At 69.2% G+C, this 23976-nt stretch carries 18 protein-coding genes and 2 pseudogenes; 9 read left to right on the top strand and 11 right to left on the bottom strand.

Annotation, left to right across the window (positions count from 1 at the left end):
• Positions 1-9: 9 nt before the first annotated feature.
• Positions 10-750, top strand: coding sequence for an ATP-binding protein (locus ACIPSC_RS37030; RefSeq protein WP_400834102.1), 741 nt, complete (start codon positions 10-12; stop codon positions 748-750).
• On the opposite strand, the pseudogene ACIPSC_RS37025 reads toward ACIPSC_RS37030, so the two are convergent.
• From ACIPSC_RS37025 to ACIPSC_RS37010, 4 genes and pseudogenes are all read right to left on the bottom strand, one after another.
• Positions 713-1036: pseudogene (locus ACIPSC_RS37025) on the bottom strand (DUF4279 domain-containing protein); the annotation flags it as partial. The gene ACIPSC_RS37030 and the pseudogene ACIPSC_RS37025 sit on opposite strands and share 38 nt — an antisense overlap.
• A 131-nt stretch (positions 1037-1167) precedes the next feature.
• Positions 1168-2157: a tyrosine-type recombinase/integrase gene (locus ACIPSC_RS37020; protein ID WP_400834099.1), complete on the bottom strand. Its 990-nt coding sequence runs from the start codon at positions 2155-2157 to the stop codon at positions 1168-1170.
• The gene (locus tag ACIPSC_RS37015; protein WP_400834096.1) at positions 2154-3086 is read right to left on the bottom strand and encodes a tyrosine-type recombinase/integrase; all 933 of its coding nucleotides are present in this window, start codon (positions 3084-3086) and stop codon (positions 2154-2156) included. Before ACIPSC_RS37015 ends, ACIPSC_RS37020 begins: the two co-directional genes overlap by 4 nt.
• Positions 3083-4183: a site-specific integrase gene (locus tag ACIPSC_RS37010; protein ID WP_400834093.1), complete on the bottom strand. Its 1101-nt coding sequence runs from the start codon at positions 4181-4183 to the stop codon at positions 3083-3085. Before ACIPSC_RS37010 ends, ACIPSC_RS37015 begins: the two co-directional genes overlap by 4 nt.
• A 277-nt stretch (positions 4184-4460) precedes the next feature.
• Here ACIPSC_RS37010 and ACIPSC_RS37005 point away from each other — a divergent pair.
• A pseudogene (locus ACIPSC_RS37005) lies at positions 4461-4727 on the top strand (ATP-binding protein); the annotation flags it as partial.
• A 13-nt stretch (positions 4728-4740) separates the two neighbouring features.
• Here ACIPSC_RS37005 and ACIPSC_RS37000 read toward each other — a convergent pair.
• Together ACIPSC_RS37000 and ACIPSC_RS36995 are read right to left on the bottom strand one after the other, a co-directional pair.
• Positions 4741-5196: a hypothetical protein gene (locus ACIPSC_RS37000; RefSeq protein ID WP_400834090.1), complete on the bottom strand. Its 456-nt coding sequence runs from the start codon at positions 5194-5196 to the stop codon at positions 4741-4743.
• 776 nt (positions 5197-5972) lie between these two features.
• Complete coding sequence (locus ACIPSC_RS36995; RefSeq protein ID WP_400834088.1) at positions 5973-7052, bottom strand: hypothetical protein; 1080 nt, start codon at positions 7050-7052, stop codon at positions 5973-5975.
• Positions 7053-7455: 403 nt separating this feature from the next.
• Between ACIPSC_RS36995 and ACIPSC_RS36990 the strand changes: the two genes are divergently transcribed.
• A complete protein-coding gene (locus ACIPSC_RS36990) occupies positions 7456-8394 on the top strand; it encodes a radical SAM protein (RefSeq protein WP_400834085.1) in 939 nt (312 codons plus the stop codon).
• A 329-nt stretch (positions 8395-8723) separates the two neighbouring features.
• On the opposite strand, the gene ACIPSC_RS36985 is transcribed toward ACIPSC_RS36990, so the two are convergent.
• Positions 8724-9248 carry a DUF6262 family protein gene (locus ACIPSC_RS36985; RefSeq protein WP_400834082.1) on the bottom strand — a complete coding sequence of 175 codons (525 nt, stop codon included), beginning with the start codon at positions 9246-9248 and terminating at the stop codon, positions 8724-8726.
• A 154-nt stretch (positions 9249-9402) separates the two neighbouring features.
• Positions 9403-11109: a tyrosine-type recombinase/integrase gene (locus ACIPSC_RS36980; protein WP_400834079.1), complete on the bottom strand. Its 1707-nt coding sequence runs from the start codon at positions 11107-11109 to the stop codon at positions 9403-9405.
• Between the two features lie 214 nt (positions 11110-11323).
• Here ACIPSC_RS36980 and ACIPSC_RS36975 point away from each other — a divergent pair, with 214 nt between their 5' ends.
• Complete coding sequence (locus ACIPSC_RS36975) at positions 11324-11551, top strand: hypothetical protein (protein ID WP_400834076.1); 228 nt, start codon at positions 11324-11326, stop codon at positions 11549-11551.
• A 142-nt stretch (positions 11552-11693) separates the two neighbouring features.
• Here ACIPSC_RS36975 and ACIPSC_RS36970 read toward each other — a convergent pair whose 3' ends face one another.
• From ACIPSC_RS36970 to ACIPSC_RS36960, 3 genes are all read right to left on the bottom strand, one after another.
• The gene (locus ACIPSC_RS36970; RefSeq protein ID WP_400834073.1) at positions 11694-12869 is read right to left on the bottom strand and encodes a tyrosine-type recombinase/integrase; all 1176 of its coding nucleotides are present in this window, start codon (positions 12867-12869) and stop codon (positions 11694-11696) included.
• Between the two features lie 341 nt (positions 12870-13210).
• Complete coding sequence (locus tag ACIPSC_RS36965) at positions 13211-13348, bottom strand: hypothetical protein (protein ID WP_400834070.1); 138 nt, start codon at positions 13346-13348, stop codon at positions 13211-13213.
• Between the two features lie 73 nt (positions 13349-13421).
• The gene (locus ACIPSC_RS36960) at positions 13422-13877 is read right to left on the bottom strand and encodes a hypothetical protein (protein ID WP_400834067.1); all 456 of its coding nucleotides are present in this window, start codon (positions 13875-13877) and stop codon (positions 13422-13424) included.
• 419 nt (positions 13878-14296) lie between these two features.
• On the opposite strand from ACIPSC_RS36960, the gene ACIPSC_RS36955 reads away from it, so the two are divergent.
• The 5 genes from ACIPSC_RS36955 (at position 14297) to ACIPSC_RS36935 (ending at position 23966) form a co-directional block, all read left to right on the top strand.
• Positions 14297-16165 (top strand): trypsin-like serine protease, encoded by a 1869-nt coding sequence (locus ACIPSC_RS36955; RefSeq protein ID WP_400834064.1) that lies wholly within the window; start codon positions 14297-14299, stop codon positions 16163-16165.
• A 270-nt stretch (positions 16166-16435) separates the two neighbouring features.
• Complete coding sequence (locus ACIPSC_RS36950) at positions 16436-21061, top strand: polymorphic toxin-type HINT domain-containing protein (protein ID WP_400834061.1); 4626 nt, start codon at positions 16436-16438, stop codon at positions 21059-21061.
• 4 nt (positions 21062-21065) lie between these two features.
• A complete protein-coding gene (locus ACIPSC_RS36945) occupies positions 21066-21572 on the top strand; it encodes an Imm1 family immunity protein (protein WP_400834058.1) in 507 nt (168 codons plus the stop codon).
• Positions 21573-22334: 762 nt separating this feature from the next.
• Positions 22335-22634, top strand: a complete 300-nt coding sequence (locus ACIPSC_RS36940) for a hypothetical protein (RefSeq protein WP_400834055.1) — start codon at positions 22335-22337, stop codon at positions 22632-22634.
• Positions 22635-23291: 657 nt separating this feature from the next.
• Complete coding sequence (locus tag ACIPSC_RS36935) at positions 23292-23966, top strand: DUF402 domain-containing protein (protein ID WP_400834052.1); 675 nt, start codon at positions 23292-23294, stop codon at positions 23964-23966.
• The last annotated feature ends 10 nt before the right edge of the window (positions 23967-23976 follow it).

Genomic DNA, 23976 nt, shown 5'->3' with positions numbered 1-23976 from the left:
GAGAACGCCGTGACCTTCCCCCGTCAGCGAGGAATCACCGAGCAGGCTGCCACCGCCGCCATCGACCAGGCCTGCCGGATGCTGCGGCTGCCCACGGTCCGATCTCAGTTCCCCGAACTCGCCGAAAGCGCCGCCCGCGAGCAGATGTCCTACCTCGGCTTCCTCTCCGAGCTGCTGATGTCCGAGTGCGACGACCGGGCCCGGCGCCGCTCGGAACGGCGGATCAAGGCCGCCGGCTTCCCCCGGGACAAGTCCTTGCGGAAGTTCGACTTCGACGCGAACCCGAACATCGACCCGGCGGCGATCCACACCCTCGCGACCTGCGAGTGGATCAAGAAGAGCCTGCCGCTCTGCCTGATCGGCGACTCCGGCACCGGCAAGTCCCACCTGCTGATCGCGCTCGGCACCGAGGCCGCGATGGCCGGCTTCCGGGTCAAGTACGTGCTGGCCACCAAGCTCGTCAACGAGCTGGTCGAGGCCGCGGACGAGAAGCAACTGGCCAAGACCATCGCCCGCTACGGCCGCGTCGACCTTTTGTGCATCGACCTATGCCGAGACCGCGACTATGCCGAAGGGGCACTTGAAGTCGGTGTTCTGATGCTCAGGATGCAGGTTCCTCGTCGGCATAGTCCTGAGTCAGGTCGTACTCATCAACGTCGAGGACGGCCCCGGTGCGGTGGAGGAAGCCGAGCACGTCGCGGCCGAGATGCCAGCCGAACAGCTTCGGGGCTTCTGCGGGGGCGTCGCTGAGGGGATAGTCCTGCCGACCGGGTCCGTCGTTGAAGTAGCGCACGACCTCAAGGACGGCGCTCGGGCCTTGAGGGTCCTCGGCGTCCAGGCGTCGAGCGAGAGTGGCGATGGCGTCGGCGTGCGGGGTGAGTCGTTCGAGCACGCGGGCAATCTGCTCGTCGACGGACAGTCCCGGTTCACGGCAGACGATCTTCCAACGGTGCAGGACCGGGATCGCCTTGGGTTCGGGGATGCGGCTGCCGCGGACGACCGCTTCGTCTGGTTCCAGCCCGAGGACTGCGGTCATTTCCACTGCGGTGGTGACGTGGCTGGACAATGCGAAGTAAACGTACTGATCGACGGGCACGCAGGAAGGATAGGAGTCGGCTCGGTTCGTGGCTCGGGAATTTTCGGCCGCGTGCGGGTTTCTGGAGAACGTCACAGGCGGTCGAGGAAGGCGAGGACCTTGTCGGTGGGCCGGTAGCGGCCCGGCCGGACGGTGACTGGCGCGGTCAGCGCGAGCGCCTTCTCCTTGATGGTCATGTCGGCGTGGACGTAGGCGTCGGTGGAGCGGACGCCGGCGTGGCCGAGCCAGAGCGCGATGACCGTGGTGTCGACGCCTGCCTGCAGCAGCGACATCGCACAACTGTGCCGCAGGACGTGCGGGTGGATGCTCTTCTCCAGCAGGGACGGGCAGGCTCGCGCGGCAGCCTGGGCATGGACGCTCAGACGCTGTGCAACGGCGTCGCGACTGAGGCGCCGCCCGGCGCGGGTGCAGAAGAGGGGGTCGCCGCGACGTCCGACGCGCTCGTTCAGCCAGGAGCCCAGCAGCTTCTGGACGGGGCGGTCGAGCGGGACGGTGCGCTGTTTGCGCCCTTTCCCCTCGCAGCGGACCGCGGCGCCGTCGCCGAGGGTGATGTCGTCGCAGTTCAAGCTGGTGAGTTCGGAGACGCGCAGGCCGGTCTGGACGGCCAGCGCCAGCATGACCTTGTCCCGTCGTCCCTCCCAGCGCCTCGGGTCCGGTGCCGCCAGCAGCGCGTCGACCTCGCCGGCGGTCAGGAACGTGACGGTCCTCTTGTCGAACCGCTTCGGCGGGATGTCGAGAACCCGCTGGATGAGGAGGGCGTGTTCGGGGTGCTGCAGGGCGGCGTAGGAGAACAGGGAGCGGATCGCGGTCAGGCGGACGTTGCGGGTCCGGGTGCTGTTGCCGCGCTCGACCTCCAAGTGGTTTAAGAACGCGGAGATCACGTCCGCGTTCAGGTCGTTCCAGTCGAGCCTCGCCGGGGCGGTCCCGGTTTGCTGCTGGACGAAGCCGAGCAGGAGGCGGAGCGCGTCGCGGTAGGCGGCGATGGTGCGGGGGCTGGCCTGGCGTTGGCGGGCGAGCCGTTCGGTGAAGAACGCCTGCAGGGTGGGTGCGATCAGGGTCATCGGCTGGGCGCCTTGCGGATGCCGTCGCGGCGGGCAGCGGCCAGGGCGAGCAGTTCCGGGGCTGCCGACAAGTACCAGTATGTGCAGGCCGGTTCGCGGTGTCCCATATAGGTCGACAGCGACGGGATCTTCGCCTGGATGTTGTCCTCGGTGCGATACCAGTGCAGCAGGGTCCGGACGGCGAAGGTGTGTCGCAGCTCGTGCAGCCGGGGCCGGTGCGGGGCGTCCAGGCCGACGCCAGCGGTGTCGACCAGGGCCCGGAACACCGGATGCACGCACGCGTAGAGCAGCCGCTTGCCGGTCAGGGACAGGAAGAACGCCGGGTCCTTGCCCCTGGGCATCAGCCTTTCGCGCAGTCTGTCGTACTCGCGAAGCGCGCTCGTGGTGCTGTCCTGCAGCGGGACCAGTCGGGACTTGCCGAACTTGGACTCGCGGATGTGCAGCACTCCCTCGGTCCAGTCGATGTCGTCGCGGTCCAGCTTGATGGCCTCGCCGATGCGCAGGCCGGACGCGGCCAGCAGCCCAACCAGTGTGTGATAGGTCGCCGCTCGCAGCGGCTGCGAGATCGTCTCTTTGGCCGCCGTCATGATCGCTGCGATGTCCGCGTCGGAGTAGAGGAAGATCTGGCCCCGGCGCAGGTTGTAGGGCACCAGCCCCAGCGGCGGCACCTCGGTCGCAGGGTCGATCCCGCTCAGGTAGCGGGCGAACCCGCGAACGGCGGTGATCCGTCGGGGACTGACCGTCGTGACGACCTCGGGCTCGCGGGCCCGCATCCAGTCCAGTGCGGCGGTGACGGTGACGGTCTGTTCACCGCGGCCGTCCATGAAGCTGACGAAGTCCGGCAGCAGATAGGCCGCTTCGGCCATCTGGTGCCCCAGCGAACGGCGAAGCCGCAGGTAGTCGTCGACCGCCTGGCGAAGATCGGTCATGCCGCCTCCGTCCCAGGCCAGGGCTTTGCAACCGCGCGCAGGGCGATGAAGTCGACCTTCGCGTAGAGCGCGGTCGTGGCCAGGTCCTGGTGCCGGAGCACCTGCCCGATCGCGGTGAGACCGGCGCCGTGCCGGAGCATGTCAGCGGCCAGAGCGTGACGTAGTCGGTGCGGCCCGACCTTCGGCGAGCCAGCCCGCCGACAGGCTCGTTCCACGACGTCGCCGACCAGGTCCGCCCGGATCGGACCGTGCGGAGCTTTGCAGGTCAGGAACACGTGACGGGCGTCCGAGCGAGGTCTTGGGCAGGACAGGTAAGCGACCAGGGCCTCGCCGACGTCGGCCGGGAGCGGCAGCCGGTCCTCACGGCGCCCCTTGCCGCGGACAACGATCTCGCCGCATCGCCAGTCGATGTCGCCCAGCAGCAGCCGGGCCACCTCGATCGACCGCAGCCCGAGCCTGGCCACCAGCATCAAGATCGCGTAGTCGCGGACACCGACCACCTCTCGGCGCGGCGTATGGTCCAGCAGTCGCTGAACGTCGCCGGACGCCATCGTCGGAGGCACCGAGGCGAAACGCCAGCCGCCCACCGGAGGCACCGCACCGCCGAGCTTCATCGGGATGACGCCGTGCAGGTGAAGGAACCGCATCAGCGACCGCAGTTCGGCCACCCGCCCCTTCGCCGAGCCTGCCGAGACCCTGGCGCACTCCCGCAACAGGAACGCGTTCAGATCCGCCCCGGTCAGACCCTCCGGTGTGAACTCTCCCTCGGTCCGGGCCTGTTCGGCCAGGAAGCGTCGGGCGGTGTTCCCGTAGCGCAGCATCGTCGACGCCGACAGACCACGCTCGGACTCCATCCAGTGCTGGTACCGCTCCAGCAGAACATCCGCTGGCGACGGTGACACCTGTGGCGCGGGCACCACCCCGGCCTCGCGCAGGAACGTCAGCAGCGGGATCAAGCCGCGCGGCCCGGCTACCCGGCGGCGACCCGACATCCGCAGGTCGGCAAGGTGCTGGTTCAGCCGCCCCTCGTCCAGATCGGCAGCATCGAGGCCCTGCCTCGACAGCCACAAGCCGACCTGCCCCAGATCCTTGAGCATGTTCCTGGTGGTCTGAGTCGTGTACCCGCGCTCCGCCAGCCAGGCCCGATATGCCTCGACCTGCGGTGCCAGAGCACCCGCCTTCCGACGCGTACTTCCGAACGGCATCGCCACCCCCTCGCGGGAGCACCCCGCCCCCACCCTCACGAGGCTGCCCGGCGCGAAAACTATGCAGAGCCACGAACAGCCGAAACCCCACGAAGGAGCGGAACAGCTCGAATGGCATCGGCATAGTCGCGGTTTCGGCATAGGTCAATCTATGCCGATATCCGCATAGATCGACGAGCTGGGCTACATGGAACTCGACCGCCGGGGCGCCGAGTTGCTGTTCCAGGTCCTGACCGAGCGCGAGGAGAAGAACAGCGTCGCCATCGCCTCGAACGAGTCGTTCGCCGGCTGGACCAAGACCTTCACCGATCCCCGGCTCTGCGCGGCCATCGTCGACCGCCTCACCTTCAACGGCACCATCATCGAGACCGGCACCGACTCCTACCGACTCGCCAGCACCCGCGCCCGCGCCGAACAGCAAGCAGCTGCCGGCTGACCCGCCTGGCCGCTCACAGAGCGATCGGTCGATAGCTGAGGGCCTCGTCGACGATCTGCTCAGCCGAGCCGTCCCGGAGTTCGACCGCAGGATGAAAGATCAGGTCGCTGACCCGGGGATGCTGCACGTTGGCTTCAAGAAGCCGCAGGTAGTAGTCGCACTCCGGGTCACCGGCGAGGATCCTGCGGACGACTTCGACGAGTTCGTCCGTGGTGACGTCAGCGATCCGGGGCCGAGCTAGCCGGGCAGCCTCCAACGCGAACTCGCCCAGGCTCCGGCTGCTGTCGTACTCGGTGAAGTTCAAGGCCACGTAGTCGTGGCCCGTCTTCGCGTTGAATGCCTTGATCTCGTCGTCCACGCTCTCGTCCCCGACGAGCACAACCTCGGCGATCCGCTCGATCTCACGGCTGAGCTCGTCCAGCCGCTGCCGGCTCACCGACGGGGGAAGCAGTTCCGCTCTCAGGTCCATGGCCCCGAATTATGCCGTCGGCCCCCGACACGGCCTTCACGGTGCTCTCGGTTCTCACCGACATCTCCCGGCATCTCGATCATGAACCGCTGCCAGAACTCACCGATACTCGCTCTCCGTTTTCACCTACGCAGCCACCACGACCTCGGCCTGCACACCCTCCTCGCCTCACCGCCGCCAACGTCTGGGTCCAAGCCCACGACGGCGTCGGCCGTGCCCATGCTGTTGCCGCGGGGTTGGCGGCCGGACCGGCGAGCGAGGGAAGAGCCGCTCGGCAACAGCCACCAGGTCGCGCCCGTAGGTGCGGTCCTCGACGGTCGCCTCGGCGAGCATGTTCTCGTCCGGGCCATCGAAGGCCTCCCGGCACGGGCAGGACCCGGTTGGCGCCGGCCAGCGAGGTTCAACCAAGGGCGCCGACGGCGAGGGCGGCGTCGAAGGGGGTGTTCATGACGGCACAGCTGCGGCAGAGCGCCAGCGCCCTCAACTACTGCGGTTGGGAAAGCGAGGTCGACGGCGGCGAGGATCGCCAGGGCCAACGCCTCTCCGGGTGACAGGTGGTTCTGTTCACGAGTTTCGGTTCTGCTCCAACTTCGAGATTGGACCAGAACCGAAACGCGTGATCAGCGCCAGTGCTGAAGCGCCCCGCTCCGCAGCGCCCGAAGCCGCGCGGACACCCTCGGGCCGCCCGCTCCCCTAGTGACCCGCCGACGACGCCCTCGCGCGGGAGCCGTGCCCCACGGCGTCCGGGCGGTCGCGCCCAGCCGATCCCGGAGACCTCACACGATCGCTGAGAACGCCGGGTAGCCGGGCAGGTCGGGCACCTCCCACCCCGAGGCGAGCTCGGAGAGCAGCAGCCGCACGGTCGCGGTGAAGGCCGGGTACCCCGTCAGCCCGAGCGCGCCCGTCCAGCGGTGGCGCAGCACCTGGCGGCGGGTGGGTACCGGCCGGCGGGTGCGGTGCATCGGGCCGTCCTCGGGCAGCGCGCGGCGTAGCAGGTGCAGTGTCGAGAAGACCGTCCAGACCACCACCGCCTGCGCCATCCCGGCCTGCCAGAGCATCTCGTCGGCCAGTTCCGGGTACGGGGCCAGCACCTCGAGCCGGTAGGACTGCTCGATCCGCCGGGCCAGGTCGTCGGGCAGCCGGTAGACGCACCAGCAGCTGGAGAACGGCATCCGGCAGTAGGCGGCGGTCAGGAAGACCGACTGGTACCCGGCCGCCTCGAAGTCGATCAGTCGCAGGCCGTCCGCGGTGATCAGGTTGTTGTCGGGGCAGGTGTCTCCCGGCGTGAAGCCGGGGTATCGCTCGCCGCCGGCGGTGCCGATCGCGGTGAGCTCCTCGGCCAGCCCGGGCGGTACGGTCAGGCCGCACTCAGCGAGCAGATCGAGGAAGGCATCGACGTTCTGCCGCTGCCACGGTTCGTCCTCCCAGCTCGGTCGGCCCTGGTCGTGGCGCTGCCAGAGCGCCGCGAACTCGGCACGCCGCGGCACCGAGGACGCGGCCAGCCGACCCAGGCCGCAGGCCCACTCCAGCAGGCCGCGCTCGGCAGCCTTCGGGTCGGTGCCCAGCAGCAAGTCCGCCAGGGTGGGGGCCTCCCCCAGGTCCGCCATCACCAGCAGCCGCCGCTCGGGGTCTGCGGCGATCAGCTCGGGCCCGGCAAGGCCGAGCGAGAGGCCGACCGTCTCGCCGGTGTACGCGCGCCGCGCCTCCGGGCCATCGGCGAACGCCTTGACGACGACGCTGCCGCCGGATGCCGTCCGGCAGCGCAGCACGGTGCTTCGCGAGCTGCCACCGAGATCGACGGGGTCTCGGAGGGGCTGGCCCAGCAGTGCGCCCGCGGCGCGGATGATCTCGTCCACCCCGGCATCCTGCCAGCGCGTCGGCCCCGGTGTCGCGCTGCCACCGGTCACGGCCTTTCTCTCGGGTTCGGAGGTCAAGTGGACGCGGAGGGGCGCCGGGTTCTCCCTGGTCAGTGGCATGAACCATCCTGTGCCTGGTGTGCGACAGGTGTCGTGGACGGGGGCGGCCTGATGCTGTTCTTCGAGAACCTGCTGCGGCGCTCGGGACTCGGTGCGCCGCCCTGCCCATGGACAGTTTCGGTCTGCGACCGCCAGGACTCGATCAGGTGGCGTCACCTTCTAGACGGCTCCGAGTAGCAGCACCAGGAGCGGCAGGACAAACTTGCCTCGAAGCGTTAATTAACCACCAGGAATCCACATCTGTGCATGAGCTGGATTCGGGAGAAAAATGCTAGGGTGAGCGATGTCAGCTGAAGACTTGCCGTCAATGGTCAATCGCAGCTCGCAGAGGCTCAATTTCTTGTGGCTGGAAATCACTGGGCGGTGTCAGCTTAATTGCGAGCATTGCTACGCCGACAGTGGACCCATGGGAACACATGGCAGCATGACCATTGAGCGATGGAAGAGTGTAATCGATCAGGCGGCGGCTCTAGGTGTCAAAGCGGTACAGTTTATTGGCGGAGAGCCTACCCTGCACCCGGGCCTGCCCACACTAATTCGCCACAGCCTGGCTAAAGGGATGGATGTCGAAGTATTTTCGAATCTTTTGCGAATCCCTCGGAGCCTATGGGATGAGTTCTCTCGATCGGGGATCCGCCTTGCTACGAGCTACTACTCCAATGACGCTTCCCAGCACGATGAAATCACTGGCCGAACTGGCAGCTACGTAAATACTCGCAATGGAATCAAAGAGGCCATTTTGCGGGGAATTCCTCTTCGAGTGGGTGTTATTGGTGTTCGCAAGGGCCAGAATGTGGGTCGGGCTGTTCGGGAGCTGAAGTCCCTCGGAGTGAGCGATATTGGAATTGACTACCTGCGCGAGGTAGGACGCGGGCAGCGTGAGCAGGCTCAAGATATGACGCAGCTATGCGGCCAGTGTGCCAGTGGGGTGCTAGCCGTAGGGCCGGACGGCACTGTCTGGCCGTGTGTGTTTTCTAGATGGCTTCCTGTTGGGAGCCTTGCAAGGCAATCCCTGGAGGAGGTAGCGCATGGAGAAGACCTAAGAGTGACACGGAAATCCCTAGCCAACAATTTCAATTCGCGGCTTCATGATTACGACCTAAACTACTGTCCTCCTGACTGCGACCCTTGCCGCTGCGGCCCTTTGCACTGCGACCCTGGCCGCTGCCAACCCTTCTGGCGGTGCGTCCCCCGTGACTGCGGCCCTGACTCGTCAACTTGATTTTGATCCACCTGGCGAGGCAGAGTACGCCGCCAACCTGTTTCCTGGCACGAAGTCGGGCTAGACGACCAGGGCCTTCGGCACATCTATGTTAATTGAGCTCGGAAGCGCGCGACCGCGCCTGCCTGACCCCGGCCGCTGCAGCGAGGAGTTCAAGTCGATGGCGGACTGAAGACACGATCAGGGTAGAAGGCAAACGCCTTGAGGGCTTCGTTCTGAATCTCGACCCTTGGCTTGTCTAGCTAACACGCTGGTCTCGCGGGCAATATGGCGCATTTGGCGATCAACGCCGCTGCCCTGGTGTGGTGGGGGTGACGGCGATGAAGCGGTCAGCAGTTGAGCTGGGCCATCAGCTCACGGTTGGCGGCGCGGGCGGCTTCGAGGTCCTCGTCCCGTTCCGCGAGTTCGCCGCGGAGGTCGAGAATCTGCTGTTCCAGCTCGGTGGTGCGGCGTGTGAGCGTCTCGACGTCGGCCGGGGCCCCGAGGCCGGAGGCCTCCCAAGCCGTCTGGCCCAGGGTCTCTGACAGGCGCCGTTCGAGTCGGGTGATGTGCGCCGAGAGTCGCCCGTTGCGGGCCGTGAGGTTCGCGACGTCGGCCAGCAGCGACTTACGGCTGACCTGCGTTCCGGCGGTCGTGCCGGGCGGGGGCTGGCCCGCTCGGGCGATGACGGCCGCATGCAGGTCTCCGTGACGGTAAATCAGGCTGCGGTGGACGCCGGCGGCGCGGGCGACCGACGAGACGCTGATCTCCTCGCCGGCGGCGGTCAGTTGGTCGAGGGCTTTGAACACCTGGTTTCGGCGACGGTCGGAGTCCGCGGCCCGCGCTCGGGCCAGGTGGTCCGGTGATGTGCTCACGCGTCACGCTCCAGCCGCAGGTCCGGCTCGGGTGGACGGACCCCGGGCATGCCCAGGGAGACGCTGCGGGTCTTGCGCAGGGTCCGGGTTGCGTCCTTGATCTGCTCGCGTTCGTCGTCGGTGAGCCCGTCGAGGTCGGTCTCGACGCGGCGGATCAGAGTCCGGATGCGCTTGATCTCCTCCTCGGAGGGGTCGCTTCGGTGCGTGCCCAGGCGTCGAGGTCGGTTGCTGCGGCGAGGCGTTCGCGGTCCCGCAGCAGGGTGTCGAGGTAGGTCCGCAGCTCGGGCAGGTAGGACGGGTCGGTGCGGAAGTGGTCGCAGCCCACGCAGCGGAACCGGAACGGGCAGCCGTGGCCGCCGGCCTTGACGTTGCTCGGTTCGACGCAGATGCCGTAGGGGACGGAGACCTGGCCGATCCGCAGGCGGGCGTGTTCGTGCTCCAGGAGCTGGCGGGCCTGGGTCCAGATCTTGTTGCCGTGCCGGTCGAACTGGTGCGAGACGAGTTTGTCGACCGCGGCGCGGGTGCGTTTCTCGGTGACCCGGTAGTAGCCCTGGGTGGTCTGCAACGATCGGTGGCCCATGAGCTCGCGCAGCACGTCGGGCAGGGTGCCGGCGTCGGCGTGCCGTTGGGCGTAGGAGTGCCGGTAGGAGTAGGGCACGACGTCCAGCTTGGGGAACTCGGTGCCGTCGGCCAGCAGCAGCGGGGGCATGGCGTTGACCCAGCGGCGGTGAACGTTGCCGATGTGCTGCATCCGGAAGGGCTGGGTGCCGTTCGAGTTCTGCCGGGGCCGGGGGAAGAGGACCAGCTTGGACAGCTCGGTGTCCGGGAAGCGGGCGCGGATGGATTTCTTCTGACGGACGATGATCTCTGCGGTGGAGTCCGGGATCGGCAGGCGGCAGCCGACGCGGTTGTTCTTGAAGTCGGTGTAGACGAGCACGGATTTGCCGTGTTCATCGGTCTCCATGCAGTCCCAGGGCAAGCACCCGATCTCGTCGGGGCGTCGGCCGGTGTCGACGAGGACCTCGATGGCGGCTCGCATGTCGTCGCTGCCGTCGCGGATCTGGTCGAGGGTGGGCAGGCGGTCGCAGAGCTGGCTGAGGATTTCCTTCGGCAGGGCTCTGCCTGGGCCTTCCTCGGTGATGAGCGGGGGCATGTCGTGCCGTCGCAGTGCGAAGTCGTCGGGCAGGTCGGCGAGGATCTCGCCGGGCCGGGTCAGGCCCAGGTCGCGGATTTCGCGCAGGAACCGGCCGGTGAAGCGGCAGACCGTCGTGCGGCGGAAGGCGCTGATCGCGCCGGTGTGGGCCAGGTGGGCCACGTACTGCGTGAACGCCTCGATGTCGCTTCGGCCGAGCGCGGCCATGTCCACCCCGCCGTCATGGCGGGAGCGGACCAGGCTCTGCGAGAGGTGGCGGAGGCAGAGGATCATCTCGGAGAGGCTGTTGGGGATGTTCTTGCCGTAGCGGCGGGGGATCTCGTCCAGCACCCACGCCTTGCAGGCCCGGCGCATCCACTCCTGGTGCAGCGGCGTGAAGTCCAGCTTGCGCCACTGGCCCAGTCCGAAGGCGCCCATGTTCCAGACGTCCTTGATCTGTTCCAGCTCCGGAGTGGAGACGGCGGCCGCAAGCGTGCGGCGCATGCCGTTGACCATGCCGGCCAGGTGGGTGTTGCGGAGGACCTGAACGTCGTCGAACTGCTCGACGCGTTGCTCGCGCAGGTGCCGGACGACGCCTCGCAGCAGAACCGGCGGGGTCTTGACCTCTACGTCCGTGCGGGTCTGAAGGAGGTAGAGGATCTCGGTGGTCACCAGGGCCGGCAGACCCCGCAGGCTCAGCGCGGTGGACTCCGCCGTGCCAGGCTCCATGCGGCACCACGTCTCGAAATCGGCGTCGGTGAGTCGTGCCTCTTGCCACCTCACCCAGTGGGGAGGGCAGAACAGGTTCGAGCTGTTCGCCTGGTGCCGGTGGCAGGCATCCACCGAGCACAGGCCGAAGCCCGGCAGCGGGCGAACGCGCGGGTCGGCGAAGAACTCTTCCAGCGGCGGCCGCCCCAGCTTCGTGAACAACTCGCGGTGCCGCATGCACATCTGCGTGCGGGACGACGTCCAGGGGCGCCGGCACTTGGGGACCGCGCACCCGCCCGAGATGTTGCTGATCTGCTTCGGCTCGGTGGCCAAGAAGTCCTCCGGCGTCTTGCCGCTCTTCTTCCAGCTGCCGCGGCAGGCCGAGCACAACCCCAGGTCCGTCTTCCGGGCCGCCGCCCAGCAGCCGGAACGGGCACAGATGTGCATGCCGAGGAAAGGGTGATCCGGTGACGGCCGAAGAATCCGGGACTTCTCATCCCAGTTCAGAACCTCCAGCGTCTCCGGTCGGATCAGCGCGCGCAGCCGCTTCGCACGGGCGGGCAGCAGATCCGATGCGGGAGCGGGCACCAGCCGCAGGGCCGCGGTCATCCGTTCCTCCGGGGAGCGAGAGCACCGACCCGTTCGACGGCGGACCGCAGTCGCTGCGGATCGGGATGCAAGTAGACCTGCGAGCTGGACACGCTGGCGTGCCCGAGCAGGTCGGCGATCTCGTCCAGGACGGCGCCGGCGTCGGCCGCGTTGCTGGCGAATCCGTGTCGCAGAGCGTGGGGATGGACGCCGTCGCTCAGGCCGGCCCGGCGGGAGAGCCGGTCGAAGAGGTCGTTCAGAGCCCCCGGCGGCATGGGTGCCCCCAGTGGAGGCCGGAACAGGTTCACCAGCACGAAGTCGCTGTTGCGGGCCTCGCGGCAGGCGTCTCGCTCGACGACGTACTGGTCGTAGGCCTGGACCAGCAGGAAGTCGACCGGGACGGCGCGCGAGCGTTTCGACTTCGCCCAGGCGCCGTTGTCGTTGTCCCGGCGCACCACGTGCAGGTGGGAGCCGGGAATCCGGCAGCCCAGCACGCTGGCGTCCAGGACGAAGTGGATGTCCTCGCGCCGCATGCCCACGGCCTCGCTGCGACGCAGCCCGGCCCTGGCCAGCAGAAGGACGATGAACCGGTCCCGGGCCGAGCGGCAGACCCGCAACAAGGCGAGCACCTCCTCGTCGCTTGCGCGGCCGACCGGCTCGTGCGGTTCGGCGGCCCGGTGCCGGGCCTTGGCGTAGTAGCGAAGGTGGCTTCCCTCGCCGCGGGCCTGGACCGGCAAGTCCCGGTCGTCAGCAACCTCGTAGAGCTGGGACAGTACGAATGTCGGCACCGTGCCGAGCGTCGTGCCGTGGGTCAGGAACTCGCGGACGCCAGCCAGCACGGTGTTGATCCGGCGCGGCCCGCGGACGGGTTCACTGCCCGGCCCGGCCACCACCGGACCGCCGTCACCGGTCGAGTGCCGTAGCCAGAACATGAAGCTTCCCAGCCGGCCCGCCGCCGTCGTCCAGTCCCGGCCGGTGCAGCGGCACCACGTCAGGTAGAGCACGACCGCCCCGGCGTACGTACGCGTCGTCGATTCCGCCTGATCGCGGCCGAAGCGCACATGCCGCAAGAACTCGTCCGCTTCCGGCACGGGCACCAACCGCTCGTCGTCCAACACGGTCCAGTACCGCTGTCCCGACGGCATGTGCACCGGGAAGGGCCGCAGACCCTTGGAGATCACCTGATGAGTCACGGGCCTTCAACGACACCCACGACGTGCACGACACGGCCACGCGAACCGTCGTACACAACACCGCTCTTGTGGGTGATGCGACAGTGCACGACGCCTCTACAAACCAGAGAGAACGGCGCCACCTGTCACGCCGCCATGGCCTGCGCCACCGCCGCTGCCCGGCCGGCCGGCCACGCGACTTCCTCCCGCGGTCCTTCCACCCGCACCCGGGCTGTTGTCTCGCGCTCCTCCAGCATTCCCCGTACCGACACCATCGTGCACCCGTCGATCACGGAGCCGAAACAAGCTGTCGCCTTGAGCTCAGCGGTCAAACTGACCTGTCAATCGGTCAAGATCGCGTGTCACAGGACGCCGGGCGGGGCGTCTTCGATGCTGGCGAGCAGGTGGGTGTGGACGGCGCCGGCGGCCTCGCGGGTGGCCGGGTCCGGGTCCTCCAACTGCGCGGCGATCAGCGCGGCGGCCGCGGCGAGGACGGACACCGGGACTATCGCAGGTGCAGGAGCTGGGCGGCCGCGAGCTTGCCGGGCGTCGCCTGGGCGCGGGCGTTCGGGGTTAGGGCGTTGATGCCGCGGGGTAGGGCTGGGTGCTGGTCCCCCGGCTCATTCTCCCGCGCGGCGGGCACCGGTGATCACCACGGCCGGTCGTCCGGCACTGTGGCGGGAAGGGGGCCGTGGTGGCCGCGGTGAGCGCGCGGCCGAGGTCGCCGATCGCGCGCTGCCAGTGGTCGAGTTCCAGCAGCAGGGTGCGCACCAGCTGGTCGACGGCGCTGGCCGGATCGGTGCCGAAGGAGCGGGCCTCGGCGGCGGTCTCGGCGAGGACGTCCTCGTCCAGGTCCTCGAAGGCCTCCCGCCACGGCTCAGCGGTCCGCTCGAACTCCTCCAGCACGGCGCGGAGGGCGCCTTCGACGGCGGCCGGCGACCACGGTGGCGGAGTGCGGGGCGCCCGGACGTTGTCGGTCAGTACCCGGGCCGCGCCGGGCCCCAGCGCCCGGCGCCTGGTCGTGCTCACCCGGCCGAGCCGGGGTCCGCGGTGTCGTGCTCTCCGGTTGGAGGGCGTACTGGTGGCGCTGGGATGTCTGCGGAGCGGAGGAAGCGTCATCGAACTGAATCGTCGACTGACGGTGTCTCGGTGACCTGTTTTGGTTCGAATTGTCTGTCAGATCTGATTGGCCGTCCTGACCTGCCCCGGCTTCAAGGCGTGAAGACTTGAGTGCAGGTCAGAGGTGCGACGACTACTGAGGTGCGGCTTTGACGTGTCGGATCACGGTCGATAGCGTCCGCTTGGTTTTCTCTTTGTCGGCGCGGGGGGCGGCTGGCGTCTCCCGGCTGGCGTTTTACCGGGAGTTTTGAATGCGTACTGTTAGAAGGCTGGCTCTGCCTCTGGGTGTGGCGCTGGCGATACCGGTGGTGGCCGGTTCGATGCCGGTCGTGGCGACGGCCGCTGAGGCCTCCGCTCCGGTGGCGGTGGAGAACTTCGCCTACCCGGACGCTGCGAAGGTCCTGGCAGAGCGGAACATCACCCTGAAGTCGGGCGACGGCCACATCGTGCTCGCGGACTGCGCCGCGGGGCCCGGTCAGGTGCAGCTCTACAGTCGGGCGGCGAACCCGAGCAAGGTCTGCTTCAAGATCAACGGGCCGGCCGGGTACCTCGCGTTGGAGATCCCGAAGATCTACAACATCAAGGGCGATGACCACACGGTCAAGGCGACGGTGAGCACCGACGGCAACGCCTCCACCTTCGACGTGGTCAAGAACACCTGGACCCCGATCGGGGAGGGCGGGACCGCGAGCAGTGCCACGACGCTGCTCGAACTCACCGCCACTGACGGGCCCACCGTACCGGCGAACACCGACTTTCCGGCCGTTGGCACGGTGACGGCGGGGAAGGCCGGCCGCGCCGACGCGCGTTCCTGCACGGCCACGCTCGTCGACCGCTACTGGGTGCTCACCGCGGCCGGCTGCTTCGGCGACGCCTCGGGTGCTCCGGCGGCCGGAACCACTGCCACCGTCAGCGGCCACACCGCCACCGTCGCCGAGTTGGTGACCCGTTCCGACCGTGACCTTGTGCTGGCTCGCTTGGCCACCCCGATCGACGGCGTCACCCCGGCGGCCCTGGCCACCGCCGCACCCACGAGCGGGCAGAGCCTGCAGGTGGCCGGCTTCGGGCGCACCGCTACCGAGTGGGCGCCGCTGAAGCCCCACACCGCCACCCACACCGCCACCGCCGTTGCCGCCACGACCGTGGACACGACGCCGGCCGCCGGGAACGCGGCGGTCTGCCAGGGCGACGCCGGGGCGCCGCTGCTGCGCGACGCCAACGGCACGAGCGAGGTCGTCGCAGTGGCCTCCCGCTCCTGGCAGGGTGGCTGCCTGGGCACCCCCGGGACCGAGACCCGCACCGGCGCGACCAGCAGCCGGGTGGACGGCCTGGCCGGCTGGGTGGCGCAGGTGAAGGCCTCCCGCCCCGGCAGCCAGGTGTTCGCGGTCGGTGGTGACACCAAGATCTGGACCAACGAGGGCTCCTACAGCACGAACGTGTGGGGCACCTTCGGACAGGTGCCGAACAACAGCGGCATCCGCCAGGTCAGCGCCGTCACTATGGGCGACAAGGTCCGCGTGTTCGCGATTGGCAGTGACCAGCAGATCTGGACCGCCACCAGGAGCACCACGACCGGCGCCTGGAGCGTGTTCGAGGCCGTACCGGGCAACAGTGGGATCCAGCAGGTGAGCGCCGTCGCCATGGGGGACAAGGTGCGCCTGTTCGCCATCGGCGGCGACCAGCGCATCTGGAGCGCCACCGGCGACTACACCGCCGGCACCTGGACCGCCTTCGAGGCCCTGCCCAGCAGCGGCATCAAGCAGGTCACCGCCACCACCGTCGGCAACACCGTGCGACTGTTCGCCATCGGCGGCGACCAGCAGATCTGGACCACCACCGGCGACTACACCGCCGGCACCTGGACCCCGTTCGCAGCAGTCCCCAGCAGCGGCATCCAGCACATCACCGCCACCAGCATCGGCAACACCGTGAGCCTCTTCGCCGTCGGCGCCGACCAGCAGATCTGGACCACCGACAGCACCGGCGCCGGCCCCTGGGCTCCGTTCGACGCAGTCCCCAACGCCAGCGGCATCAAGCAGGTGACCGCCACCACCGTCGGCGACACCGTGCGCCTGTTCGCCATCGGCAGCGACAACCAGATCTGGACCGCAGACAAGAAGGCCGACGGCAGCTGGACCACCTTCTACGCCGTCACCAGCAGCGCCATCCAGAACATCACCGCCACCCCGACCGGCTGACCCCGGCACCGGCCCAGAGCCGGCCCGCGCCCTGCTACGGGCCCTGGCCCCCCCGCCGGCGCCGCGCAGTCCCGGGCAGGCCGGTCACCCGGCCGGGCCCACACAGCCACCTGCCGCCCCGCCCCACCAGGCGGGGCGGCAGACCCTGTGCGCGTGCTGCATCCAGCCGCGCCCCCCAAATCCAGCAGTGCTTAGGGCCGTCCACCTCCAGGCCGGCCCCGGGCCGGCACCCCGGTGGGTGCCCCGACACAGACAGGAATACGAATTCCGATGAGGGAATTCTGGACCTCACGAGTCCCACGGTGGCGACTGGCCACCGGGCTCGTGGCAGGCGGCCTCCTCACAGGGCTGCTCACCGTCCCGGCCGCAGCGGCGGACACACCGCCGGCGACCGGGCCAAACCCCGACCGGGTAAAAACGGTTGCCGCCTGGCAGGCCGGCGGCCCCGCGGTGCGCCAAGCCGCGGAGAACGCGCTGACCGGATCCGACGACGACCTGAAGAAGTTCCTGGCCACCGGTCAGGCGGCCGCCGCCGACCAGGACCTGCGGGCGCAGATCGAGGAACTGGTCGCAAAGTCCGGCCCCGGTGTGCGCGAGGCCGGCACGGCCGCGCTGAAGGGTTCCGCAGCCGACCTCAAGGCCTTCCTCGACAAGGGCGTCAAGAAGGCCTTCGAGGACGACCAACGGGTTCTCCTGTCGCAGATCATGGCGGCCGGCGGCCCGGGGGTGAAGGACGCGGCGGGCAAGGCCATGGACGGCTCCCTGGAGGACGTTACGGCGTTCCTCAACGAGGGCCAGTTCAAGGCCAGGAACGACGACGACCGTGTCCACCTCTCCCAGCTGATGGCTTCCGGCGGTTCGGAGGTGAAGAAGGCCGCGGGCGCCGCCCTGGACGGCACCATGGAAGACGTCCAGCTGTTCCTCCAGTACGGCTACCAGACAGCCGCCGCCCACGACCAGGAGACCCTGACGGTCTCCCAGCTGGCGGACCTGACGACCAATGCCTCCACCCAGGCCGGGCAGCAGGCCCAGACTGCCAAGGACGCGGCCGGCAAGGCACTGGACGCCACCAAGCTGGCAAAGGAGGCCGCCGAGCGCGCCGCGTCCGAGACCAAGGCCGCCCAGGGCTCGGCCGGGCAGGCCTCCAACGCCGCCGGGCGCGCGGCGGACGCGGCCACCCGGGCTGCGGCCGCCGCGCAGACCGCCTCCACCGCAGCCAAGGCCGCCAACGAGTCCGCCCGCCAGGCCGCCAACGCCGCGGCCGATGCCGCCTCGGCCGCCACCAAGGCCGGCGACGCCGCCTCCCGGGCACTGGCCGCCGCCGGCGGGGCAGCCGGTGATGCGAGCAAGGCCGACCTGGCCCGCAACGCCGCCGTCACCGCCCGCAACGCCGCCGCCGACGCCCGCACCGCGGGGGAGGCCAGCCAGTGGGCCGGCCGGGCCGCCGCCCAGGCCGGCATCGCCGCGCAGGCCGCCGCCTCCGCCGGCATCAACGCCGCAGCCGCCGCCCAGGCCGCCCTGGAGGCAGCCGGCTACTCCGGTGAGGCCGACGGCGCCGCCGGCCGTGCCCGCCAGGCCGCCGCCCGCGCCAAGAGCGCGGCCACCGAGGCCACCCGCGCCGCCAACGCCGCCGGCAAGATCGCCGGCGACGCCGCGTCCGCCGCCGCCGACGCCCAACGGGCCGCCAACTCCGCCGCCGCGCACGCCGACGCGGCCGCAGCCGCCGCCGACGAGGCCGCCAACCACGCCGGCAACGCGGGGACCTGGGCCAACACCGCCCAGGCCGCCGCCACCGCCGCCAGCGCCGCCGCCGACTCCGCCGCGAACTCCGCCGAACAGGCCCACAAGATCGCGGACGTCGCCCGCGCCAGCGACACCGAGCGCCTCACCGCACAGCAGGCCGCCGAGATGGCCGCCGCCGAGGAAGCCTCCCGACAGGCCGACCAGAAGGCCAAGACCGCCGCCTGGGAATCCGGCAAGGCCACCCGGCTCGCCGCCGACACCGAGCAGCTGATCAAGGACGCCACCGCCGCCAGCACCGACCCCAAGACCGCAGCGCTCAAAGGCCGGCAAGCAGCCCTGCGCCTGATGGACTCCGCCGGCCCCTGGACCAAGGCCGCCGCCCAGAGCGCCCTGGAAGGCGACGACAGCACCGTCCAGGCCTTCCTCACCACCGACCTGACCACCGCCCGCAGCTACGACGACCGCACCAGTGCCATGGCCATCGCCCAGGACCCAGGCAAACTCGAGCTGCGCCTGGCCGCGGAGACCGCCAGCGTCGGCACACCGGAGCAGGTCCGCGCATTCCTGACCACCAGGCAGTACCCGGGCAAGGACGACGACGACCGCGTCCAGCTCTCCCAGATTATGGCTGTGGGCGGCCCTGGAGTGAAGGAGGCCGCCGGCAAGGCGCTCGACGGCACCATTGACGACGTCCGCGCATTCCTGACCACCGGCCAGTACAAGGCCCGCCAGGACGACAACCGCGTCCTGGTCACCCAGGCCATTGCAACCGGCGGCCCCGAAGTCCAGGCAGCCGCCCAGGCCGTCATGTCCGGCCCCGCCGAGCGCCTCGAGCCGTTCCTGCAGTCAGGCCTGTTCAAGGCCCGCGAACGCGACGCGCTGACCGCCACCCATGTGGCCACCATAGCCTCCTACCTCGCCACCATCGACGGCCAGGTCGCCCTCGCCCGCCAGCACGCGGCCGACGCCGCCCAGTCCTACGCCACCGCCCGCGGCGCCGCCGACGAAGCCGCCGGCTACGCTAACCAGGCCCGCGCCAGCGCCACCACCGCCGCAGACTGGGCCGCCAAGGCCGCAGCCTCCGCCCAGGCCGCCCAGGCCTCGGCCCAACAGGCCGCCAACTACGCCAAGCAGGCCCAGGCCTCCGCCGCCTCCGCCACCGACGCCGCCAGCCGTGCCGCGGCCTCGGCTGCCGCGGCCGCCGGGTATGCGTCCCGCGCGAGCAAGTTCGCGGCGGACGCCAAGACGGCCGCCGACCAGGCGAAGGCCTCGGCAATCGCCGCTGCCAAAAGCAGGGACGAAGCGTTCGCGGCCGCCCGGGAGGCCGCACAGCTGATCATGTCGAAGCAGCAGACGGAGGATGTCACCCGCAACGCGGTCGCCTCCGGGACGGTCGTAAACAACGGCGACGAACGCGCCTACTACGTCGAGGTCGTCGAACGGCCCGGCTTCCAGAAGCAGACCATCTCCGACAACCTCGAGCGGTGCGATCACGGCACCATGGGGTTGACGGACAGACTCGTCTACGGCGACGGCAACTGGCGCAAGAACGAGGCGGGAGTGCTGGTCTGCGACGTCACGACCACCGCCCTGTTCACCGGCACCGTCGACTACCTCATGCGGACCTGCCCCGAGGCTGGCCTGACGGTCGAACAGTGCAAGGGCAAGTACAGCGTCTGGGACACCATCGTGCTCAGCAGCACGACCCTGGACCGCAAGACCGTCACGACCACCATCGCGATGACCCGTGAACAGTTCTTCGCCAGCGGTGCTGCCCCAACCTGCTTCCTCGAAGTCTGCTACAGCGGCTCCGGGGCCGGCTTCCTGGCCAACATCCTGTATGGCGACGCCATCGAATGCATCAACCACCCCGGTGTCACGGAGGCGTGCGGCTTCGCTCTGGCGAACCTCCTCCCCGCCGCCACCGTCCTCAAGAGCGCGAAGGCCGTAGCGGCCTTCCGCGCCGCCGCCGCCACCGGCATCGGCGTCGCCGAAGCGACCGCCGCACTCGACGCCGCACTCGGGGCGACAAACCAGGCCCTCGTCAAGAGCCTCACCGCCACGACCGACCTCATCGCCAAGTTCCGCCTCACCCTCAAGGACGGCGCCGGAACCGACGACGCACTCAAGGCCCTTCGCAACGACCCCAACATCTCGCCGAGTCTCCTCGGCCAGCTCGACGGCGAAGGCAGACTGGCAACCGCCCTACGCTCCTGCCCAACCCAAGTTCCCAACAGCTTCCCCGCCGGCACCCTGGTCCTTCTGGGAGACGGCACGACCCGGCCCATCGAGACCCTCCACGTCGGCGACCAGGTGACCGCGACAGACCCAGTCACCGGCACCACCGGCCCGCGCACCATAACCGACACCATCCGCACTCCCGACGACCGCGACTTCACGGAACTCACCATCCAGGACGGTGACGGCCTCAAGGGCACCATCACTGCCACCGACCACCACCCCTTCTGGGTCCAGTCCACCCGCGCCTGGACCGACGCTGCAGCCGTCAAGCTCGGCGACACCCTGCGCACCGACACCGGCGCCACCGTCCAGGTCGCCTCCATCCGGCACTGGACCGGCCTCGAACCCGCCTACAACCTCACCGTCGACGGCCTCCACACCTACTACGTCCTCGCCGGCGACACTCCCCTCCTCGTACACAACATCACGCCCGCGGAGGAAGCCTGCCGGATCTTCGCGATCCTGGCGAAGATGCGAGTCCGCCCCGAGGACAAGGGCGCCACCCAGGGGTGGGCCAGCGTCCGGCAGGCCGATGGGACACTGAAGCTCGAACCCTCCTCTGTCGATAGCGGAGACTTGAAGAGCGCCGAGGTCAAGGAGATCAGTGACTTCCTCCGCAAACCGGAGACCGGCCTTCCCCAATTTCCGAGTGCCATGACTACCTACCCGACCGCTGAGCATGCCGAGGTGAAGATCGCCTGGGACGCTGCGAAGAGACGGGAGGAGGTCAAGGAGATAGAGATCGTGATTAACAACCGCGACGGGGACTGCACATGGGCCCGCCCCGGGGTTGGTTGCGCCTTCTCGATCCCGAAGATCCTCTACACGGACCAGACCGCGATCATCCGGTGGGTCAACAAGGAGGGCGTGCTGCAAAAGACTGAGATCCTCAAGGGAACGCGGGAGAACTGAAAGAATGATTCTGGAAATCAGCATGGCGGGCATCACTAAATATCCTGCGAACTGGGGCGAGACCGAAGAGATGATCTCGGAGGCCATCAGCTCGATCAGCCCCGAGGAAGTTGCTGCCGGACAGTACGGTGTGGGGTCGCAGGTATGGTTCTCTCTCATCGAACCGCAGGCCGAGCACCCATGCGCCTACCTCAGTGTCGCGGCCAACGAGACAACTGGCTTCGGAGCCATCACGTGGTGGACGGACAACCTCCCGCCCCGAGTGGGTGGAATCTACGACTACGTATGGATCTCCGACAACCCCACCCCATCCGAAATTGACGCGCAGCTCGTGTCCGATCCGCACTACCCCCTGTATCATGACCCCGCCAGCGCGATCCCGCTGGCTCAAGTCAGGGGCGTGATCGAAGAGTTCTGTAGCTCCGGCACCGGCGAACGCCCGGAATCCATTTCCTGGGTGACCGGAGAAATCAACGGGCAGAGGCATGACAGGCCGGACTTTGATATTTAACCGGTAAGCGATCGCCACTGAAGTTCGGTGCGGCGGCATGTCCCTGGGGAGCTCGGCAGCAAATACCGGAAGCATCAACCTGGTTCGTGCGCGTGGAATTCGGGGCCGGACGTCCCAGGTACAGGACCGAACCCCGCAGAACGAGGGAGCAGCAGTAGACCGCGAACGACGCGGGAACCCGGGCGGCACCGGCCCGAACCGCAGCGCGGCATAGACTCCCGCCGGTCTTGAGGACGTACGCAGGCCGCCACCCACCAGGGTGGCGGCCTGTTGCGTGCCAGCCGGAGTCCGCTGCGCGGCGGCCTGGTGGCGCTTCGGTCGCCAAGGCTGGCACACCCTGACCGGCGGGCTGGACAACCTGGACGGTGACCGGCTTCTCGCCGTCGAGCGCCGGGCTGCGGCCGCCGCCCGCAGGCTGAGTGGGAGGCGAGCCGCCCGGCCTGCACTGTTGCGAGAAGCTCACCGACGTGGAGTGGGACCGGGCCCGCTGGGGCGAGCGGAGGCTGTGCACGGCCTGCCACAAGGAGGAGTCCGACTGGAAGCGGGCCGAGCTCGCTGCCGAAGAGGCCGCCGCCGCCACGGCCGCCGAGGCCGCCAGTGCGAAGCTGACCTGTGACGGCGAACCTGGACCGATTGCCATCGAAGGTGGACCGAACGCAGTTCGAGACAGCGAAGATGGACCGCCGCATGGCCTCGGCAGGACGCCTCGGCTGCTCGGCCCGCTCCGAGGCACGACCTCGCCTACCGTCCTACCGTGGAGGCATGGCAGCAAGCGAGGGCGAGAATCCCCTTCACCCCGGTATCGCGGTCCTGACCGCATGGATGGCGAGCGACACACCGCTCATCGACCGCCTGAACTACGTGGACCAAGCGACCGTTCACAACTCGGAAGGCCCCGGCCCGGGGGTGGCGACGGTCGTGGGATTGGTCAAACTCGGACAGCGCCTGGTCCATGACCTGGCCGTAGCGAGTGGTGCCGAGGACACGGAGGCTTGGGCCCGTGACTATCTTCAGCGCCTCTCGCTGGAACTGCACAACCGTCCTGATGCTGACGGAGGCTGAGCAGCAGCTGACCTGCGCCGGTCCATCTTCGCTGTCACGAACTGCATTCGGTCCACCTTCGATGGCATTCGGTCCATTTTCTCTGTCACGGGTCAGAAGCACACCGGCTCCTGGTGGCGCCGCTCCTGACCGGTGGCCGTAGCTGCAACACGGGGGTGCAACACGACCGCGTTGCACCGCTGACCTGCGAAAACCCTCGGCGATTCGGGTCGGGAGGAGCATGTTGCGCCCGGCTCGGCCGCTGTGACCTGCGGTGGGGAGTTTGACCGGCGGGCTGGTGAGTTTCGCTCCGGGGCCGGCGGTGAGTTTGCCTGCCTCGGGTGCGGCCGCCCGGGGGTGGAAACTCCCCACCGCAGGTCAGGGCCGGTGAGTTTCGCCCCGGCTGGTCCGTTCGGGCGGCGGCGGGGTTCGGCGCGGTGGCGTGGTGGGCAGAGCCTGCGACATGACGACACCCATGACCAGGCGCCGCCGTCGCCGCCGTTCGGCCGCGCCCACCGCGTCCGCGCCCTCTTCACCGGTCCGCGCCGGATGGCCGCTGGCCCCGTCCCGGACCCGCGGCGGGTGCTGCCGGACCTGGTCCAGCGAGCACATCTCCCCGGGCGGCATGGTCGTGCGCACCACCTGGCACGAGCCCGCCTGCCGGACCTGGGGCCGGCCGTGAACACCCCGGCCGGGCCGGGTGCCCGGTTCGAGTCCGGCACCACGGTCGTGCGCCGCGACATCCACCTCCGCAAAGTCTGGTCAGCCCAACCCCACCGGGCGATCTCCGACACCGGCACCCTGCTCGAGATCGGCTACTGGCCCGGGATCAGCGCCCTCGCCCCGACCACGTGGACGCACGCGCTGCGCACCGGCGACGACACCTCCCGCAAGGACGGCCTGGCCAACCTCGCGGCCGGCACCTGGGAGCTGGAGCCCTGGGCCTGGCGGCACACCGTCCTGCGCTCCCGCTTCGAGACCGGCGAGTGGTTCTCCCTGCACCACTTCCAGGACCCGGCGACCGGTGAGCCGCTGCGCCTGTACGTGAACTTCGAGCGCCCGGCCGTGCGGACGCGGATCGGGATCGACACCCTGGACCTGCTCGTCGACCTGGTGGTCGAGCCCGATCTGTCCTCGGCGACATGGAAGGACGAGGACGAGTACGCCCACGGCCGCCGCCTCGGCTTCATCACCGACGCCGACCACCGATCGGTCGAGCAGGCCCGCGAGCGCGCCCTCGGCCTCCTCCAGGACCGGGCCGGCCCGTTCGCCGACCCGTGGCCCGCCTGGAAGCCGGACCCTGCGTGGCCGCTGCCCGTCCTGCCAAACGGAGCTGGCCAGTTTCTCCGGTAGACGGCGACGG

It is taken from the genome of Kitasatospora sp. NPDC090091 (assembly GCF_044747365.1).
Classification (GTDB): domain Bacteria; phylum Actinomycetota; class Actinomycetes; order Streptomycetales; family Streptomycetaceae; genus Kitasatospora.
The sequence above is the reverse complement of the archived record's forward strand: the minus strand, read 5'-3'. Positions and strand labels throughout refer to the sequence as shown.

What these genes read in the sequence shown, in the direction of transcription:
- ACIPSC_RS37020 (WP_400834099.1), bottom strand. Translation starts at nt 2,157, where the DNA reads ATGACCCTGATCGCACCCACCCTGCAGGCGTTCTTCACCGAACGGCTC.
- ACIPSC_RS37015 (WP_400834096.1), bottom strand. Translation starts at nt 3,086, where the DNA reads ATGACCGATCTTCGCCAGGCGGTCGACGACTACCTGCGGCTTCGCCGT.
- ACIPSC_RS37010 (WP_400834093.1), bottom strand. Translation starts at nt 4,183, where the DNA reads ATGCTCAAGGATCTGGGGCAGGTCGGCTTGTGGCTGTCGAGGCAGGGC.
- ACIPSC_RS37000 (WP_400834090.1), bottom strand. Translation starts at nt 5,196, where the DNA reads ATGGACCTGAGAGCGGAACTGCTTCCCCCGTCGGTGAGCCGGCAGCGG.
- ACIPSC_RS36990 (WP_400834085.1), top strand. Translation starts at nt 7,456, where the DNA reads ATGTCAGCTGAAGACTTGCCGTCAATGGTCAATCGCAGCTCGCAGAGG.
- ACIPSC_RS36980 (WP_400834079.1), bottom strand. Translation starts at nt 11,109, where the DNA reads ATGGAGCCTGGCACGGCGGAGTCCACCGCGCTGAGCCTGCGGGGTCTG.
- ACIPSC_RS36975 (WP_400834076.1), top strand. Translation starts at nt 11,324, where the DNA reads ATGCACATCTGCGTGCGGGACGACGTCCAGGGGCGCCGGCACTTGGGG.
- ACIPSC_RS36950 (WP_400834061.1), top strand. Translation starts at nt 16,436, where the DNA reads ATGAGGGAATTCTGGACCTCACGAGTCCCACGGTGGCGACTGGCCACC.
- ACIPSC_RS36945 (WP_400834058.1), top strand. Translation starts at nt 21,066, where the DNA reads ATGATTCTGGAAATCAGCATGGCGGGCATCACTAAATATCCTGCGAAC.
- ACIPSC_RS36940 (WP_400834055.1), top strand. Translation starts at nt 22,335, where the DNA reads ATGGCAGCAAGCGAGGGCGAGAATCCCCTTCACCCCGGTATCGCGGTC.